Consider the following 15,442-nt stretch of genomic DNA (forward strand, 5'->3'; position numbering starts at 1 on the left):
TTTGCGGAAGAAGGACGTGTGACCGCTTGGAACGAAGACACCGAGGCAGGAGCGTCCGAGCTCGGCGCCGTGACCGTCGTCGAAGGTTCATCTTTCTGTATCTCCTCGCACTCGGGTGACGTTCACGGAGGCGGTTCCCAGGGTGCGTACTACCAGGACACCCGGGTCGTTTCGCGGTGGGTGTTGCGCATCAACGGCGAGCCCCGCGAACCCCTGGTCGCCCGTAACCCCACGGCCTTCCAAGCCGAGTACGTGGGACGCGCGTGCACGGAGGATGGCCGGTTCGAGAGCCCCCTGCTGGTGCAGCATCAGCGCACGGTCGGTTCTGGCCTGCGGGACGACCTCACCATCCGGAACTACTCCGCCCAACCCACCACGTGCGCCATGGAACTGCTGATCGACGCGGACCTGGCCGACCTCTTCGACGTCAAGGGCGGGCGGGCAAGCAACGCCAGCGAGACCGTCAGGTGGGCCCAGGGCCCCGACCTCCACATAGAGTCCCTGCACGCCGATGGGCAGCGGCGCGGAGTCTCATTCCAAGCCCAAGGCGCTACGGCCACTGAGGAAGGGCTCACGTTCAACGTCACCATTCCGGCCCGCAGCCACTGGTCCACCACCGTAATCGCCCTGCCACTGATCAACGGTCAGGCGCCGGACAACCCATTCATCGCAGGCACGCCCCTGAGCCACAGCGTGGCCGCCCAACGCTACGTCCAATGGGAAGAGCACGTACCGCGTATCCGGCTGACGGACCAGAACGTAACCGACGTGTTGGACCAAAGCCAGCGCGACCTCGGCTCCCTCCGGATTTTCGACGACAACCATCCCGGCCGGGCCGCGATCGCAGCCGGGGCGCCCTGGTTCATGGCGTTGTTCGGGCGCGACTCCCTCCTGGCCTCGTACATGTCCCTCATGATCGACCCGAGCCTGGCTGCAGGGACTCTCCAAACCCTGGCCGGCCTGCAGGGCAGCAAAGTGGACATCGATTCCGAGGAAGAACCGGGCAGGATGCCCCACGAGGTCCGGTTGGGAGTGAGCGCCGGCCTGTCCCTGGGCGGCACTGCCTATTACGGGACAGCGGACGCAACACCCCTCTTCGTGTCGACGCTTGGCGAACTCAGCCGCTGGGGCCTGGGTGAAGACATCATCGAATCCCTCCTTCCCCACGCGGACCGGGCCATCGACTGGATGGAACAGTACGGGGATAAGGACGGGGACGGGTTCATCGAGTACCAGCGGGCCAACAAGCACGGGCTGGTGAACCAAGGGTGGAAGGACTCCTGGGACGGCATCAACTTCGCCGACGGCACTTTGGCTGAGACCCCAATCGCGCTCTGCGAGGTGCAGGCCTACGCTTATGCGGCCTACGTGGGCCGTTCGCTGTTGGCGCGCGCGGCGGGCGACACCGCCGTCGAACGTCGTTGCGCCGACCGGGCCGAAGCCCTGAAAGCTGCCTTCAACGAACGGTTCTGGCTCCCGGACCGCGGGTATTTCGCGCTCGCCCTGGACAAGGACAAGAAGCCCGTGGACTCGTGCACATCCAACATGGGCCACTGCCTGTGGGTGGGCATCGTGGACGAGGACAAAGCGCCGCAGGTTGCGGAACGCCTCATGTCGCCGGAGATGTTCACCGGCTGGGGCATCCGCACCCTGGGCTCGGACATGGGCGCCTACAACCCGGTCAGCTACCACAACGGCTCCGTCTGGCCGCACGACACCGCGCTCGCCGCCACCGGGCTCATGCGGTACGGCTTCGTGGAGGAGGCCAGCAAGGTAGCGGGTGGACTGTTCGACGCCGCCGAACACTTCGGCGGTCAGCTCCCCGAGCTTTTCTGCGGCTTCGACCGCGGCGACTTTACCAACCCGGTTCCGTATCCGACGGCGTGTTCCCCACAAGCGTGGGCGGCTGCGGCTCCGGTCCAACTCGCCCGGATCCTGCTGCGGTTCGATCCCGACTTCACCCGTAGTGTGCTCCATCTGGCACCGATCCTGCCGGCTTCGCTGGGGACCTTCAAGGCCGACAACGTGCTGCTGGGGCGTTCGCGGATCACCGTGGAGGCATCCGGATCTTCGGGTAGTGTCACCGGCCTCCCTGCCGGGCTGGAACTGAGGTCCGATCCGCGGCCGCCCCTGACCGGGGAGCTGTTCGGCTAATTCCCTAGAGTTCGTGTTCCATGACGAAATCGTGCTCTACGGTGTTGCCCAGTTTGAAGGACTTGGTGCCCACCTTCTGGAAACCGCTCTTCTCGTAGAAGCGGATGGCCTTGGCGTTCTCGCTGTTCACGCCAAGCCAGACACCGGCCGCGCCCTTGTCCGCGGCGTTGGCCAGGGAAGCGTGCATCAGCCTCGATGCCGCTCCGTGGCCATGGTAATCCGGGTGGACGTAGCACTTGCTCAGTTCCGTGGATGGCAGGAACGAGAGCACCGAGGCGACGTCGGGATCGCTGGCCGGCTTGGCAACCAGGAGGGTGTAACCGTTGAGTTGACCGTCGTCGTCGAGCACCAGGATGGTGATGTTCGCATCGGCGAAGTAATCCTGGAAGCTGGACTCGCTCAGCGTCTTGTTCAGGTGGGCCTGGATGTCCGCCGGCGACGAACCGGGCGGGCAGGCCAGCGGGAAGGTGATGGCTGCCAGTTCAGCCAGTTTCCCGGCGTCGTGCGCTGTTGCAGTGCGGATGGTCTCGGTCATGCGTTTCCCCCTCGGAGTTTCTTGGGCAGCTGATGCCCCTAAGAACGAATCTTAAGGGCATCAGCTGGGCGGAAGCCCCGGATCAGAGAGTGGGGGTGGCCCTGACGGCGTTGGTGCCCCTGTCCGCTACTACTTGCGTGTCAGTGCCGGAGTCGAGGATGGTGTTGCGCGCTGAGCCGGGATCCACCAGGACGGCGGTCACGGCCAGGTCCTCTACGTCATCAGTGGCCAGCAGGGCGTCAACCTGGGCTTCGAAGCAATCATCGCTCGTTGATGAGTGGACGTTCATGGCCACTACATGGTTGTTCGACACGAAGTTTCCGGCCCCCTCGCGCAACCGGACGATGACCGGCGTCGCGCCTTCCGGACGGACGCTCGCCGAGTCGATGATCTGCGAGAAATGGTTGCCGATCACGGAGTTGTTGCTGCCGCTGACCGCGAGGATCCCGTGCAGGTCGTCCAACCCGTTGTCGATCCCCAGGAACGGTGTCCACGGCTCGTGGTCGCGCAGGAAGTGGTTGGTGGCTACGAGGTTCTCCGAACTGTTGTCTGCAAGGACAACCATGCCCGGGTAGAAGGAATGCAGGCGGTTGTTGGTGACGCTCGAACGGGTGACGCCGCTGAAGTTGACGCTGCTCGCCCCGCGGGGGAAGACGTTGTTCGCCGTGACCAGCAGCCCGCCATGGTTCTCGGCGAAGATCGAGTGGCCTTTGAAGCCTGCCCCGATCAGGTTGTCCGTGATCTTGGAGGCCTGACCCCAGCCGCGAAGTTCGATGCAGCTTCCACACTCGGCAATGAAGTTGTTGTGGATGGAGAGGGCGTCCGCGTTGTGGATGGTCAGCGCGTGTTCAAGGTAGATGAAGCCCATTTCGTTGATGCGGAAGGAATCGTTGGCGCTGGCCACGTGGATGCCGGTCTTGCCGTTGACGTAGGTGTTTTCCGCGGGCAGGTCCGAGCCGTCCGGGGTGAAGTGCAGTCCGTCGATGCAGAAGTTGGCGAACTCCACCGAACTGATCCGGGGGCTGCCGGCCCGCTCCACACGGAACGCAGCTCCACTCGCCGGGTCCGCGCTGTCAGCAGCGGGAAGGTCAACCAGGACACGGCTTCCCCCGGGCCACAGTTCGTGCAGATCGGGCCATTCGTCTTCTGGAACGTTGAACCTGATGCTTGAGGACGTAAAGCCGTGTCCCGAGCCCTGGATCCTGAGGAAGCTGATGTCTATCAAAACCTGTGTCCGCAGACGGTAGTCGCCGGGCGGGAGGTAAATCACGGCTCCCGGCTTGCCGCCGTCGTTCACGTTTGAGGCGGTCTGGCGTTCCTTGATGTCGGCGATGATGCTGTTGATGACCTCGCCGACGTCTTCGGAGGGATTGCCGACGTGCCAGCTGGTCACGTCGTAGTAGTTGCTGCTGGACATGGTGTGGATCCTCTTGGAGTGGTGGAGGTGGTCAGATGGCGGGTTGGTGTTCGGGCAGTTCGGCCAACAGCTCGTCCGACGTCGGCGGGTTGGCGCCCGCGCGCCGAACCGTGATGGCCGCGGCTTTGGTGGCCAAACGCCCCAACGACTCCAGGGCTTCGGGCCCCAGCCATTCGGCTTCCCTTGCCAGGAGCCCGTAGATCAGGGCGGCCATGTAGGAGTCGCCGGCGCCAATGGTGTCCACCACTACAGACTTCACGGACGGAACCAGAACCTGCGCTCCCGGGGTTGAGAGCAGCGATCCATCCGAACCCTTGGTGACAACGGCCAGGCCGGCCCCCAGGTGCAGGATGCGTTGCGCAATGTCTTCCAGTGCCAACCCCGGATAGAGCCACCGGGCGTCCTCGTCGCTGAGTTTGACCACCTCGGTGAAGGGGATGAGGTCCTCGAAAATTCCCTTCGCTTCGGCCTGGCTGCCCAGGAGCGCGGGACGGATGTTGGGGTCGTAGGTCACCACGCAGCGCTGGTGCGACTGCTCCAGGAGGGTCCGGACGGCCGCTGCTCCGGGTGACAGGAAGGTGGCGATCGATCCGGTGTGCAGAACCTTGGGAAGGGTCATCGGTGCGGTGGCGGGCAGGTCCCAAGCGATATCGAAGTCGTAATGGGCTGAACCGTCGGATGCCAGGGTGGCGGTTGCCGTGGCGGTTCGGTCCCGTTTTCCGGGAGCAGCCAGGAGTTCGACGCCGGCACTGGCCAGGTGCCGCTGGATGGCGGCGCCGTGGTGGTCGTCTCCGATCGACGTCATCAAGGCGGTGCGGACGCCCAGCCGCCCAAGTCCGTAGGCGACGTTTGCCGGGGATCCACCGGGGTGCTCCACAGTACCGCCGGGGGCGACGACAATATCCACCAGGGCTTCGCCAACAACGACAACGTCGGGGTCTGTTCCAGGGAGGGCAGGTTTTGCTTCGTGCATTCCGGGCTTTTCCTTAGGCAATTGATGAGACGGCGAGCTTGCGGACGGTTGCTGTGCCACCCTCGGCTGACAACCAGTTTTGGAGGCTGTTGGCTTCGGGAAAAACGAGATCTGTCAGGACCACTTTGCCGTCCTGCGCGAAGACTTCCACGGAGCATTGGTCCACGACGATGAGCAGTTTAAGGATGCCGTCCTCCAGAGCGGCCGGGGCCGATTCCACTGATGCGAACTTCCCGTGGAACTGGGTATCTCCCGACTGCCTGCGGTCCAGGGTGAGCCGCCCGCTGCCCGTGTTGTAGCCCAGCACCGTGCGCTGGCTCCCGTCGGTGCTGCCAAGCAGGCTGAACTCAACGCGTTCGGCGCTTCCCGGAACAATCTCGGCTTCGATGACCTGTGCGGTGCCGGGAACGGCGTCGGCCAGTCGAAGGGCAGTGCCGCCCACATTGAACGGTGCCGGACTTACCGCTGGGCTTACCTCCACCCGCTGGTCGGGAAGGACCGGGTGCTGGATCAGGCGGAGGGAGCCGTTGACTGAACTGAGCCGGAGTTCCCGTGCCAGGGTCATGGAGGACCGCCAGGGGGCCGTGGGCAATTGGTTGGCGTAGTCCCAGTTGTTCATCCAGCCGATGGTGATGCGCCGGTTGTCAGGGACGTTGCTGAAGGACACGGAGGCGTAGCAGTCGCGGCCCCAGTCCAGCCAGAGGCACTGCTGCATCGCCGCCTTGGCCGCATCCTTGTCGGGAAAGGACGACAGCCCGGCGGGAGCGGCGAGCGAGCCCGCGTCCGGGACGAAACGGACGCCGTCGAAGTTCCCTACGAAGTACTGGCCGCCCGAACCGCCGGCCACGGCACCCGGGTTGACGTTGACGATCAGCACCCATTTGGTGTTGTCCGGGTCGCCGTCTACCTCCAACGGGAACAGGTCGGGGCATTCCCATTCACCGGCGTCGGCGTTGGCCGGGCCAAAGTCGCTAAGGAAGTCCCAGGATTTGAGGTCCTGGGAACGGTACAGGACCACTGTCTGGTGCTGGGCTTCAACTGCGACCATCACCCAGAAGGACCCTTCTGCGCCCTCGTAGCGGAACACTTTGGGATCCCGGAAGTGCGCTGAGTTCCTGGTGAGGACAGGGTTTTCATCGTATTTGAGCCACGTCATTCCGCCATCGGTGCTGTACGCGAGGGACTGGGCCTGTGTGCCGCTGTACGGTGAGGCGGCCTTGAAGGCGCTGGTGTAGACAGCCACCAAGGCTGGGGAGTCGACCGTTCCGAACCCTGACGTGTTGCCGTGGTCCACAACGACGCTTCCGGAGAAGATGTCCTCAACCTCGTCGCCGGCAATAGCGACGGGGTGCTCAGCCCAGTGGAGGAGGTCGGGGGACGTGGCATGGCCCCAGGACATGTTGCCCCAGACGTTTCCGTACGGGTTGTTCTGGAAGAAGAGGTGGTACAAACCGTCGTGGAACACCAGGCCGTTGGGGTCATTCAGCCACGTGTCGCTTGCCGTGAAATGGATGGCAGGGCGAAACCGGGGGGTTACGGCCGGGGCTGTTTCCGGGCGTGCGGCATCAAGGCTACTGGACATGTGGTGCGTTCCTTTTGGGACGTTGAAGTGGCTGGCTGGGCTCTACCGCGGAGCGGCGACGGAATCGCGGGTGACCAACGGACAGCCCAGGATGGTGGGGTGGAGTGCCATTAAGGACAAGTCGTCCTTGCCCTCTATGGCGTCAATAAGGTGTTCGGTGGCCCAGGCCCCCATCTCGTAGTGGGGGAGGGCGACTGTGGTGAGGCCGGGGTAGAGGTTGGCGGCGATCAGTTCCTGGTCGTCAAAGCCCACGACGGAAAGGTCGCGGGGAATGCTGAGCCCCAGTTCGGCAGCCGCCCGGTAGGCGCCCATGGCCATGCGGTCGTTGTAGCAGAACAGTGCCGTAGGCCTCTCCGTCCGCGAGAGAATCCGTTTCGCTGCCTCATAGCCGCCATGCACCTCGGAAACCTCGGACTCAACAGGTGCCGCGTCGCCGTCGAGCCCTGCTTCGTTGAGCATGGCCCGGAAGGCTTGGAGCCGCTCGCGGGTTGCTGGCACATCATCGGTGTTGTTGATGAAGCCCACCCGGGTATGGCCGGCGTCGAGGAGGGCTCCGACTGCGGCGCGGGCGCCGCCATCCTCGTCCGGTACGACTGCCGTGATGCTCCCGCCAATGGCAACGGAGTCCACCAGGACCGATGGGACGCTGGCCAGGTTCTCCGGGAGTTCCACGTTGCGGTGGTACATGGTGGCGTAAAGGATCCCGTCCACACGGCGCTCCAGGAGGGCCTGCACGTCGGCTTGCCTTGATTCGAGGCTGGCCGAGCCCGGGGTGTTGATGATCATGAGGTTGTATCCCCGGGCTTTGGCGGCCTCATCGGCGCCAAGGATGATCCTGCCCGCGTGGGGCGTGGTGGCGATTTCCTCGCTGACCAGCCCCAGCATGCCGGTCCTTTGCGTGCGGAGGGCCTGGGCCAGGCGGTTGGGGCCGTAACCGAGTTCTTCGGCGGCCATCCTGACTTTGTCCCGCGTTTCGGTGCTGATCCGAGCATAGGAAACCTCGTTGAGGACATGGGACACGGTGGTGACGGACACGCCGGCAGCGACGGCTACGTCCTTGATACCGATGTTCTTGCTGCTCATTGACTCCCACGTCCTTATGGTTGGTGACGCCCCGGAGGGGCTATCAGTAGGCTACTCGTTGATGGTGGCGCTAGCCCTTGACCGCACCCAGCGTCATGCCCGCCACGATCTTTCGCTGCAGCAGGAGCGTTAGCAGGATGACCGGGATCGAGTACACCGCGGCGAGGGCCGTCATGGAACCCCAGTCCAGGCCGAACTGCGTTTGGAAGTTCGCGATCACCACTGGCGTTGTCTGGGAGCGGATCGCTGTCATCAGAAGTGCGAACAGGAATTCGTTCCAGGAAGCCAGGAAAGCGAAGATCGCTGTGACGGCGATACCGCCGGACACCACGGGGATGACCACCCGCCACAGGGCACCGAGCCTGCTGCATCCGTCCACGGTTGCTGCTTCTTCCAGGTCCCGGGGGACGGATTCGAAGAAGCTGGACATCAGCCAAATGGAGAGCGGCAGCGAGATGGTGGTGTGCGCAATGGACAGGGCTATGGGGGTGTCGGCCAAGCCTGCGGAGGACATCATGGACGCCAGCGGAATGCCGATGGCCACCGGCGGGACCATGCGGGTCACCAGTGCGGCCATGATGAACACGCGGCCGCTGGGGGTCTTGTACCTGGTGATGCCGTAGGCGGCCGGCACTGCCAGGACCAGTGACAACAGCGTGCTGATGACCGCTGTTTGGATGCTGTTGATGAAGGACGCCACCACGCCGCTGCGACCCAGGGCATTGGTGTAGTTCTCCAGCGTCCACTCGCGGGGCAGGATGGTAGGCGGGACAGCGATGGTGTCGATCGGCGTCTTGAACGACGTGAACAGCAGGTACAGGAACGGGAAACCGTACAGCACCATGGCTACCGCCAGCAGGATCCACAGGATGGTCCGTGTGCTGCGCCGGCCGGCTTCGAGCCCTTCACGGTTGACCCCGCGTCGCCGGAGCACTTGTGGTTCGCTAAGGCCCGACGGCGGCGGCCCGGCTTTGGTGGTTACGCTCGCGGTGCTCATCAGTTGTCCTTTCCTGGCCGCCAGATGGTGGCCACCGCGACGAAGGCAATGGCCAGCATGGCGATGAGGTAAATGGTGCCCATGGCGCTGGCCAGGCCAGGGTCGCCGAAGCGGATCATGGTGCGGTAGATCAGCAGGCTCATCGTTTCCGATGCCGACTGGGGCCCGCCGTTGGTTTGGATCAGGATGGTGTCAAAAGCCCTCGCAGCGTCGATTCCGCGGACCACCAATGCAACAGCGATCACGGGGCGAAGCAGCGGAAGGATGATCCGGAACAGGAGCGCCGGAGCACGAGCGCCGTCAAGGCGGGCGGCTTCGAGAAGATCGCCGGGGATGTTCTGGAGGCCGGCGAAGAGCACCAGGCACATGAAGGACGTAGTGAGCCAGATGTCTGGAATGGCCACCGAGAACAACACAATGTTGGGGTCGGACAACCACCCGATCTGGTTGGGGTCCGACAGAATGCCGGCTTGGTGGAGGAGCGTTCCGATGAGGCCGAAGTTATCGATCATCAGGAACTTCCACAGGAGGCCCGCAACGATCGGGGCAATCATCAGGGGGTAGAGGAACACTGTCCGCCAGATCTGGGACTTCTTGCCGAGGGCGGTGAAGAGCAATGCCATGCCGAGGCCGAGGGTGAACTCCAGTGCTACTACCACCACCGTGTAGCCCAAGGTTCGCCATCCGGCGCTGGTGAAGGCCTCGGAGGTGAATGCGGTGACGTAGTTTTGGAACCCCACAAAATCGCGGGGCCCGCCGGCGATGGGGGAGATCTTGAAGAAGCTGTCTGCCACCAGGCGGAAGAGCGGGTAGGCCACGAATACGGCCAGGAACAGAGCCGCGGGCGTCATCAGATAGAGGGCGAAGCGGCGATCGGAGATACGCACGGTTTTCTTTTCTGCTGGTTGGGACCGCGGCCGGCACTGTCATTTGAGTGCTGATGGTGCCGGCCGCGGAGTCTTTACTTCAGGAGGTCCTGGATCTGCTTCTTGGCATCGGCCAGCAGCGCGGAGGTGTCGCCACCGGCCACGGCCTTCTGCAGCAACGGGATCAGGACGGTGTCAACGATCTGCTGCCACTTGGCGGTAGCGGGTCGGGTGGCCGTCGCCTGGCCGTTGAGGGTCTCGATGAGCGGCTTGAAGCTCTCGTAACCGGGCTGGTCCTGATACTTCTGGAAGGCGCTGATCCGCGATGCCAGGCCAAGCTTGGATTCGATTCCCTTGTCGTTGTAGTCGTAGGCGCACTTGACGAACTTCTTGGCAGCGTCAGCGTTCTTGGTTGCCTTGGGAACGGAGAGGTACCACGGTCCCGGTACGCCTGCGACGCCGGCGCTGCCGCCGATCATCGCTGCCGCGCCCACTTTTCCTGCCACGGGAGCATCGGCGGGAATCTGGCGGTAGGCGTGGGCCCAGAAGCGGGTCATGGCGGTCTTGCCCTGGTTGAACAGGTTCTGTGCTGCTGCCCAGTCAACCTGTGCTGCCCCACTCGGGGCGTCCTTGGCCAAGCTCACGTAGAAGTCCAGGGCTTCCTTGTGGGCGGCGTTGTCGATGACCACGTTGTTGTCCTTGTCCAGGACCATGGGGGAGCCGGCCTGGAGGACGTGGGCCAGCCATTCGGTTTCAACTGCGCCCTTGACGTCCGTGCCGTACATGCCGTCCTTGGTGAAGAACTCCGAAATGTCCTGGTATTGCTTCCAGGTCTTGGGCGCGGCGAGCTCGTAGCCGTACTTGGCCTGGAAATCGGCCTTGTTCTTGGCGTCCTCAAACAGGTCCTTGCGGTACAGGATGATCTCGGCGTTGGTCCAGGCCGGCATGCCGATGAAGTGGCCATCCACGTTGGCTTCCTTGACGAGCGCGGGGAAGATGTCCTTCTTGGCGTCGTCGGTGAAGAGCTCGTCGATGGGTTGGACGGCGTCCTTGAAGCTGGGCAACCAGACCGAGTCCAGGGCTGCTACGTCGAAGGACACGTTGCCGGAGGAGAACTCGCTGGAAAGGCGGTTGAACATGCCGTCGTAGGGGAGTTCGACGAAGTTCACGTCGACGCCTGCGTTCTTCTTGCACTGTTCGGCGACGCCCGTGAGTTCGGCGTGGCCTCCGGCTTCGACCAAAACGTTGATGGAGGTGGACCCGCCGGATCCGCCGGACGAGGGGGCGGGGCCTCCGGCGCCGCAACCGGTGGCCACGAGGGCAACGGCGGTGCACAGTCCGCCGAGGGTGACGAGCTTGGAGATGGTTTTTCGAGTGGACATCGCTGTCGACTCACTTTCTCTTGAACGGAAATTGCAGAGAGACGGTTGGGGATTGCTGTTGGCTTGAAAAATCGTTTTGCCAAAACGACTTGGCATTGACATTAGGGCCGTGCCCGGGGGTGTGTCAACTGGTTTCCACGAAACTTTTCGGACTCTTGACGGCGGGGAACGGATAGCCATAAAGTGATCCGCGCCACCGGACAAATCGTTTTGGCATATTTTGGCTGATTTGGCAATTGTTTGGCACCCGATCGGGCACTGCCCTGCTCAGACCTGCCACCGAACGAATCAGCCACACGAGTTCAAAGGAGAACCATGGATCCATCCCCGTCCCTGAGCCGAAGGAGCATCCTCCGGCTCATTCCGGCAGCGGCCGTCGCGGGCGCCGTCGTCGTGCTGTCCGCTAAGAAAGCCCCCGCAACGGAACCAGCCACGCAGGCAGTTACCGCTGAAAACGCCGCAACGCCGGGCCATCGCGCAATCATCGGCGTGCTCTAAGGCCACCCGGCAACACCCGGCAATGAAGCAAGGCCACTCAAGCAGTACCCCCAACGATGTGAGGAGAACACGCTGTGACCACTGTCTACGACGTCACCACCTGGTCTGTCCCCGGAAACCCGTCCGCCACGCCCTACAACGACATTGGGCTCATCATCAACAGCATCATTGCCGATGTGAAATCCCAGCAGACCAACCAGGCATCCAAACCCGGCGCCGTCGTCTATATCCCGCCAGGAGATTACTCGCTCAAGACCCGGGTCAACGTTGACATCAGCTTCGTGACCATTCGCGGATCCGGCCACGGCTTCACGTCCAGCAGCATCCGCTACAACGCCGGCAACACGTCAAGCTGGCATGAGATCAACCCCGGAGGCAGCCGGATCCGGGTGGAAAACACAGACGGAAACACCGACGCCTTCCGGGTGTACCGGAGCGGAGATCCGAGGCTCAGTTCCATCGTGTTCCAGAACTTCTGCCTGGACGGAGTCTCGTTCAACTCCAACCAGAATTCGTACGTCAACGGCAAGACCGGCATCCGCTTCGATTCCGCGAACGACTCCTGCCGCTTGGAAGGCATGGGTATGGTGTACCTGGAACATGGGCTGGTGGTCCGGGACACCGACGCCCTGAGCGTGAGCGGCAACTTCCTGGCCGAATGCGGTAGCTGCGTGGAACTCACCGGATCCGGGCAGGCCTCCAAAGTCACCGATAACCTCATCGGTGCAGGGTACGTGGGCTTCTCCATCTATGCGGAGGGCCACATGGGTTTGCTGGTCAGCGCCAACAACGTCTTCCCGCGGGGCAAGAGCAGTGTGCACTTCAAGAACTGCACCCGCTCCACCATCACCAGCAACCGCTTCCACGCCTTCTACCCGGGCATGGTGAACTTCGAGGGTAATTGCACGGAAAACCTGGTGGGAGCAAACCACTTCCTGCGGCAAATGGAGCCTTTCGATCCCCTCAAGCCCTACAACAACGGCTTGGACGACCTGTTCGGCCTGGTTCATCTGGCAGGCAGCGGGAACACTCTGACGGGCAACCACTTCAGCTACGACGTCCCTTCCGCTTCAGTGAGCCCTTCCGGCCAAAAACCCACCATCATCCTGGTGGCGTCCGGTGCCAATAACTACATCGCTGCAAACAACACCATCTCCTCGGTGGCGACGAACACGGTGGTGCTGGATGGTTCAACCACCGGGACCAAGGTGCTGGACAGCGGCGGAGCTGGCGAGTTCGTCCACTACACCAACTCCTACTCGTTCCGGGCGACCCCCTAGCGCCGGGCTGAGAAGGAAGGTCTGTCAATGATGACAAGACGCACCAAACCGCCGGTGGTCGCCTCGGTGATTGCCGCCGTCGTGGTATCCCTGTCCTTGGCGGCGACAAGCGCTCCGGCGCACGCCACCGATCCTGACCCCGCAACCCAGCAGTACCGTCCCGCTGTGCACTACACCCCGCTGAAGAACTGGATGAACGATCCCAACGGGCTGGTCTACAACAACGGGACCTACCACATGTACTACCAGTACAACCCTTACGGAACGACGTGGGGAAACATGAGTTGGGGGCACGCGACCTCCACGGACCTGCTGCATTGGTCCGAGAAGCCGTTGGCCATCGCGCAAACCTTCAACAGCAGCGGGCAGGCAACAGAAGACATCTTCTCCGGTTCCATCGTGGTGGACTCCCAGAACACCAGTGGCCTGGGAACAGCGCAGAACCCGCCCATGGTTGCCGTTTACACCAGCAATTTCACCGGCAACAATCCCCTGTACCCGGGCAAGCAGGCCCAATCACTGGCGTACAGCACGGACAGCGGCCAGACGTGGACCAAGTACTCGGGGAATCCTGTGCTGAGCAGGAACACCACGGACTTCCGGGACCCGAAAGTGTTCTGGTACCAAGGTTCCGCCGGTTCCTACTGGGTGATGTCGGCCGTGGAAGCGAACGAGCACCGGGTCCTTTTCTACAAGAGCAGCGACCTGAAAAGCTGGACGTACCTGGACGACTTCAAGCCGGCCAACGCCACGGGCGGGCAATGGGAATGCCCGGACCTTTTCCCCTTGGCCGTGGATGGCAATACGAACAACACCAAATGGGTCCTGGTGGTGAATATCAATCCGGGCGCGGTGGCTGGAGGCAGCGGAGGCCAGTACTTCGTAGGGAGTTTTGACGGCACTACCTTCACGTCCGAAACCACTGATCCGGTGGATGTTGCCCCACCGGGGAACCTGATAGCAGGGTTCAACGGCGGGGGCTACAGCGGCTGGAACGTGGGGAATGACCCGGCCAACCCCGCAGGACCTTGGGGAGGCGCCCCGGCCAGCGGAACGCTGACGGGACAGCAAACCGTCGCGGGCTCCATCGGTGCCGGCATGGTGAACAGTTTCAACGGCGGGGATGCTCCAACGGGCACGCTGGAATCGGCGCCCTTCACGGTCACCAAGGACTACATCAATTTCCTGGCCGGCGGCGGAAACCACCCGCGGCAACCCGGGGAGCAACCCGGCAACGCCCCGCCGCCGGGCTACCTCCTGTTCGACGGCTTCGACTACCCGGGAACACTCAGTGCTGCCGGATGGCAGCTGACCGGAGACTTCGAAGCAGCCAGAAACCCGTCCACTGCGGGCGGCGAGTACGCGATCGGCAAACGCATCAACACCTTTGAAGGGGGGCCCAACGCGGACAACAACACAGGCACCATCACGTCACCGGAGTTCTACCTGACCAACACCAACATCGGGTTCCTCCTGGGTGGTGGCAACCGGAGGGACGGCACACTCCAGGTGGAACTCCTGGTAGGGGGCGTTCCAGTCCGGAGCACCACGGGCAGCAACTCGGGCGACTTGAACTGGAAGAACTGGGATGTCTCCCAGTATTACGGCCAGATCGCACGGATCCGGATCGTGGACAATGCGACCGGACCGTGGGGTCACCTGACACTGGACAACATGGTTTTGGGCTCACAGCCGGCACAGCCGCGAAGCAGCGAGACTGCGGTCAACCTGATGGTCAACGGACAAGCCGTCCGCACCACCACCGGCTCCGATTCCGAGCACCTGGACTGGAAAACCTGGGACGTCAGCGCCTACAAGGGAAGCCAGGCCACCATTCTGATCGTGGACAACAACCGCGGTGGGTGGGGACACATTCTTGCGGACGAGTTTGTGGCCTCCGACATCACCCGCCTGGAACAGCATGACTGGTTGGACTGGGGGCGGGACTACTATGCGGCCGTCTCGTTCAACAACGCCCCGAACGGCAAGCGGATCATGCTCGGCTGGATGAACAACTGGGATTATGGACAATCCACTCCAACCTCCACGTGGCGGGGAACCATGGCACTGCCGCGGGAAGTCCTGTTAACGCAAACCAGCCAGGGCCCCAGGCTCACCCAGAAAGCTGTCCAGCAGGTGGATAGCCTGAAGAACACGGGCGCTGCCTATACGGCCCCCGCCCAGGACGTCCCGGCCGGGACCAGCAGTCTCCCAGTCTCTGGGGACGTCATGCAGATCGATGCGCAGTTTTCACCGGGAACGGCTACAGCGTTCGGGCTGAAGGTCCTTGGTGACGGCACCGAGGCCACCAGGATCGGCTACACAACGGCCTCCGGGCGGGCGTTCATTGACAGGACCGCGTCCGGAAACGAGGGCTTCCACCCGGCCTTCGCATCGCTGGACGACGCTCCGGTCCAACTCGTCAACGGAAAGCTCAGCCTGCGGATCTACGTCGATAAGGCCGCCGTGGAGGTGTTCGCCCAGGATGGCCTGGCGACGCTCACGGACCAGGTCTTCCCTTCGGCGGGCGCCAACTCCCTGTCCCTGTTCTCGGAGGGAGGTACGGCCCGTCTTGAGAGCCTGACCGTCACGCCGCTCAACAGGGCCATGTGGTAACCGGTTGTTAAGCACGACGGCGACCGGTCACCGCGAGGTGACCAGCCGCCGTCGTGCTT

12 protein-coding genes are annotated in these 15,442 nt (G+C 63.2%); 4 read left to right on the plus strand and 8 right to left on the minus strand.

Annotated elements, in window-relative coordinates; translation table 11 throughout:
- Positions 1–18 precede the first annotated feature (18 nt).
- A complete protein-coding gene (locus tag AC5RU9_RS10915) occupies positions 19–2,154 on the plus strand; it encodes an amylo-alpha-1,6-glucosidase (protein ID WP_494016454.1) in 2,136 nt (711 codons plus the stop codon).
- Positions 2,155–2,158: 4 nt separating this feature from the next.
- Here AC5RU9_RS10915 and AC5RU9_RS10920 read toward each other — a convergent pair whose 3' ends face one another.
- The 8 genes from AC5RU9_RS10920 to AC5RU9_RS10955 all read right to left on the minus strand — a co-directional run bounded on the left by AC5RU9_RS10920 (position 2,159) and on the right by AC5RU9_RS10955 (position 10,989).
- Positions 2,159–2,689 carry a GNAT family N-acetyltransferase gene (locus AC5RU9_RS10920; protein WP_494016455.1) on the minus strand — a complete coding sequence of 177 codons (531 nt, stop codon included), beginning with the start codon at positions 2,687–2,689 and terminating at the stop codon, positions 2,159–2,161.
- Between the two features lie 82 nt (positions 2,690–2,771).
- Positions 2,772–4,106, minus strand: coding sequence for a NosD domain-containing protein (locus AC5RU9_RS10925; protein ID WP_494016456.1), 1,335 nt, complete (start codon positions 4,104–4,106; stop codon positions 2,772–2,774).
- Between the two features lie 31 nt (positions 4,107–4,137).
- On the minus strand, positions 4,138–5,079 hold the full coding sequence (locus AC5RU9_RS10930; RefSeq protein ID WP_494016457.1) for a carbohydrate kinase family protein: 942 nt from the start codon (positions 5,077–5,079) through the stop codon (positions 4,138–4,140).
- Between the two features lie 13 nt (positions 5,080–5,092).
- Positions 5,093–6,661 carry a glycoside hydrolase family 32 protein gene (locus AC5RU9_RS10935; protein WP_494016458.1) on the minus strand — a complete coding sequence of 523 codons (1,569 nt, stop codon included), beginning with the start codon at positions 6,659–6,661 and terminating at the stop codon, positions 5,093–5,095.
- Between the two features lie 42 nt (positions 6,662–6,703).
- A complete protein-coding gene (locus tag AC5RU9_RS10940) occupies positions 6,704–7,744 on the minus strand; it encodes a LacI family DNA-binding transcriptional regulator (protein ID WP_494016459.1) in 1,041 nt (346 codons plus the stop codon).
- Positions 7,745–7,814: 70 nt separating this feature from the next.
- Positions 7,815–8,741: a carbohydrate ABC transporter permease gene (locus tag AC5RU9_RS10945; protein WP_494016460.1), complete on the minus strand. Its 927-nt coding sequence runs from the start codon at positions 8,739–8,741 to the stop codon at positions 7,815–7,817.
- Entirely contained in the window at positions 8,741–9,628 is an 888-nt protein-coding gene (locus AC5RU9_RS10950; protein ID WP_235519812.1) for a carbohydrate ABC transporter permease, read from the minus strand. Before AC5RU9_RS10950 ends, AC5RU9_RS10945 begins: the two co-directional genes overlap by 1 nt.
- A gap of 74 nt (positions 9,629–9,702) precedes the next feature.
- Positions 9,703–10,989: an ABC transporter substrate-binding protein gene (locus AC5RU9_RS10955; RefSeq protein WP_494016461.1), complete on the minus strand. Its 1,287-nt coding sequence runs from the start codon at positions 10,987–10,989 to the stop codon at positions 9,703–9,705.
- Between the two features lie 315 nt (positions 10,990–11,304).
- Between AC5RU9_RS10955 and AC5RU9_RS10960 the strand changes: the two genes are divergently transcribed.
- The 3 genes from AC5RU9_RS10960 to AC5RU9_RS10970 all read left to right on the plus strand — a co-directional run bounded on the left by AC5RU9_RS10960 (position 11,305) and on the right by AC5RU9_RS10970 (position 15,383).
- A complete protein-coding gene (locus AC5RU9_RS10960; RefSeq protein WP_494016462.1) occupies positions 11,305–11,487 on the plus strand; it encodes a hypothetical protein in 183 nt (60 codons plus the stop codon).
- Between the two features lie 74 nt (positions 11,488–11,561).
- Positions 11,562–12,767, plus strand: coding sequence for a NosD domain-containing protein (locus tag AC5RU9_RS10965; protein WP_494016463.1), 1,206 nt, complete (start codon positions 11,562–11,564; stop codon positions 12,765–12,767).
- A 30-nt stretch (positions 12,768–12,797) separates the two neighbouring features.
- Positions 12,798–15,383, plus strand: a complete 2,586-nt coding sequence (locus AC5RU9_RS10970) for a GH32 C-terminal domain-containing protein (RefSeq protein ID WP_494016633.1) — start codon at positions 12,798–12,800, stop codon at positions 15,381–15,383.
- Positions 15,384–15,442 lie beyond the last annotated feature (59 nt).

It is taken from the genome of Arthrobacter sp. B0316-5-4 (assembly GCF_059090325.1).

Excerpts from the sequence above, each read along its gene's own strand:
- AC5RU9_RS10960 (WP_494016462.1), top strand. The coding sequence starts at position 11,305 with ATGGATCCATCCCCGTCCCTGAGCCGAAGGAGCATCCTCCGGCTCATT.
- AC5RU9_RS10935 (WP_494016458.1), bottom strand. The coding sequence starts at position 6,661 with ATGTCCAGTAGCCTTGATGCCGCACGCCCGGAAACAGCCCCGGCCGTA.
- AC5RU9_RS10925 (WP_494016456.1), bottom strand. The coding sequence starts at position 4,106 with ATGTCCAGCAGCAACTACTACGACGTGACCAGCTGGCACGTCGGCAAT.
- AC5RU9_RS10955 (WP_494016461.1), bottom strand. The coding sequence starts at position 10,989 with ATGTCCACTCGAAAAACCATCTCCAAGCTCGTCACCCTCGGCGGACTG.
- AC5RU9_RS10970 (WP_494016633.1), top strand. The coding sequence starts at position 12,798 with ATGACAAGACGCACCAAACCGCCGGTGGTCGCCTCGGTGATTGCCGCC.
- AC5RU9_RS10920 (WP_494016455.1), bottom strand. The coding sequence starts at position 2,689 with ATGACCGAGACCATCCGCACTGCAACAGCGCACGACGCCGGGAAACTG.
- AC5RU9_RS10945 (WP_494016460.1), bottom strand. The coding sequence starts at position 8,741 with ATGAGCACCGCGAGCGTAACCACCAAAGCCGGGCCGCCGCCGTCGGGC.
- AC5RU9_RS10930 (WP_494016457.1), bottom strand. The coding sequence starts at position 5,079 with ATGCACGAAGCAAAACCTGCCCTCCCTGGAACAGACCCCGACGTTGTC.
- AC5RU9_RS10940 (WP_494016459.1), bottom strand. The coding sequence starts at position 7,744 with ATGAGCAGCAAGAACATCGGTATCAAGGACGTAGCCGTCGCTGCCGGC.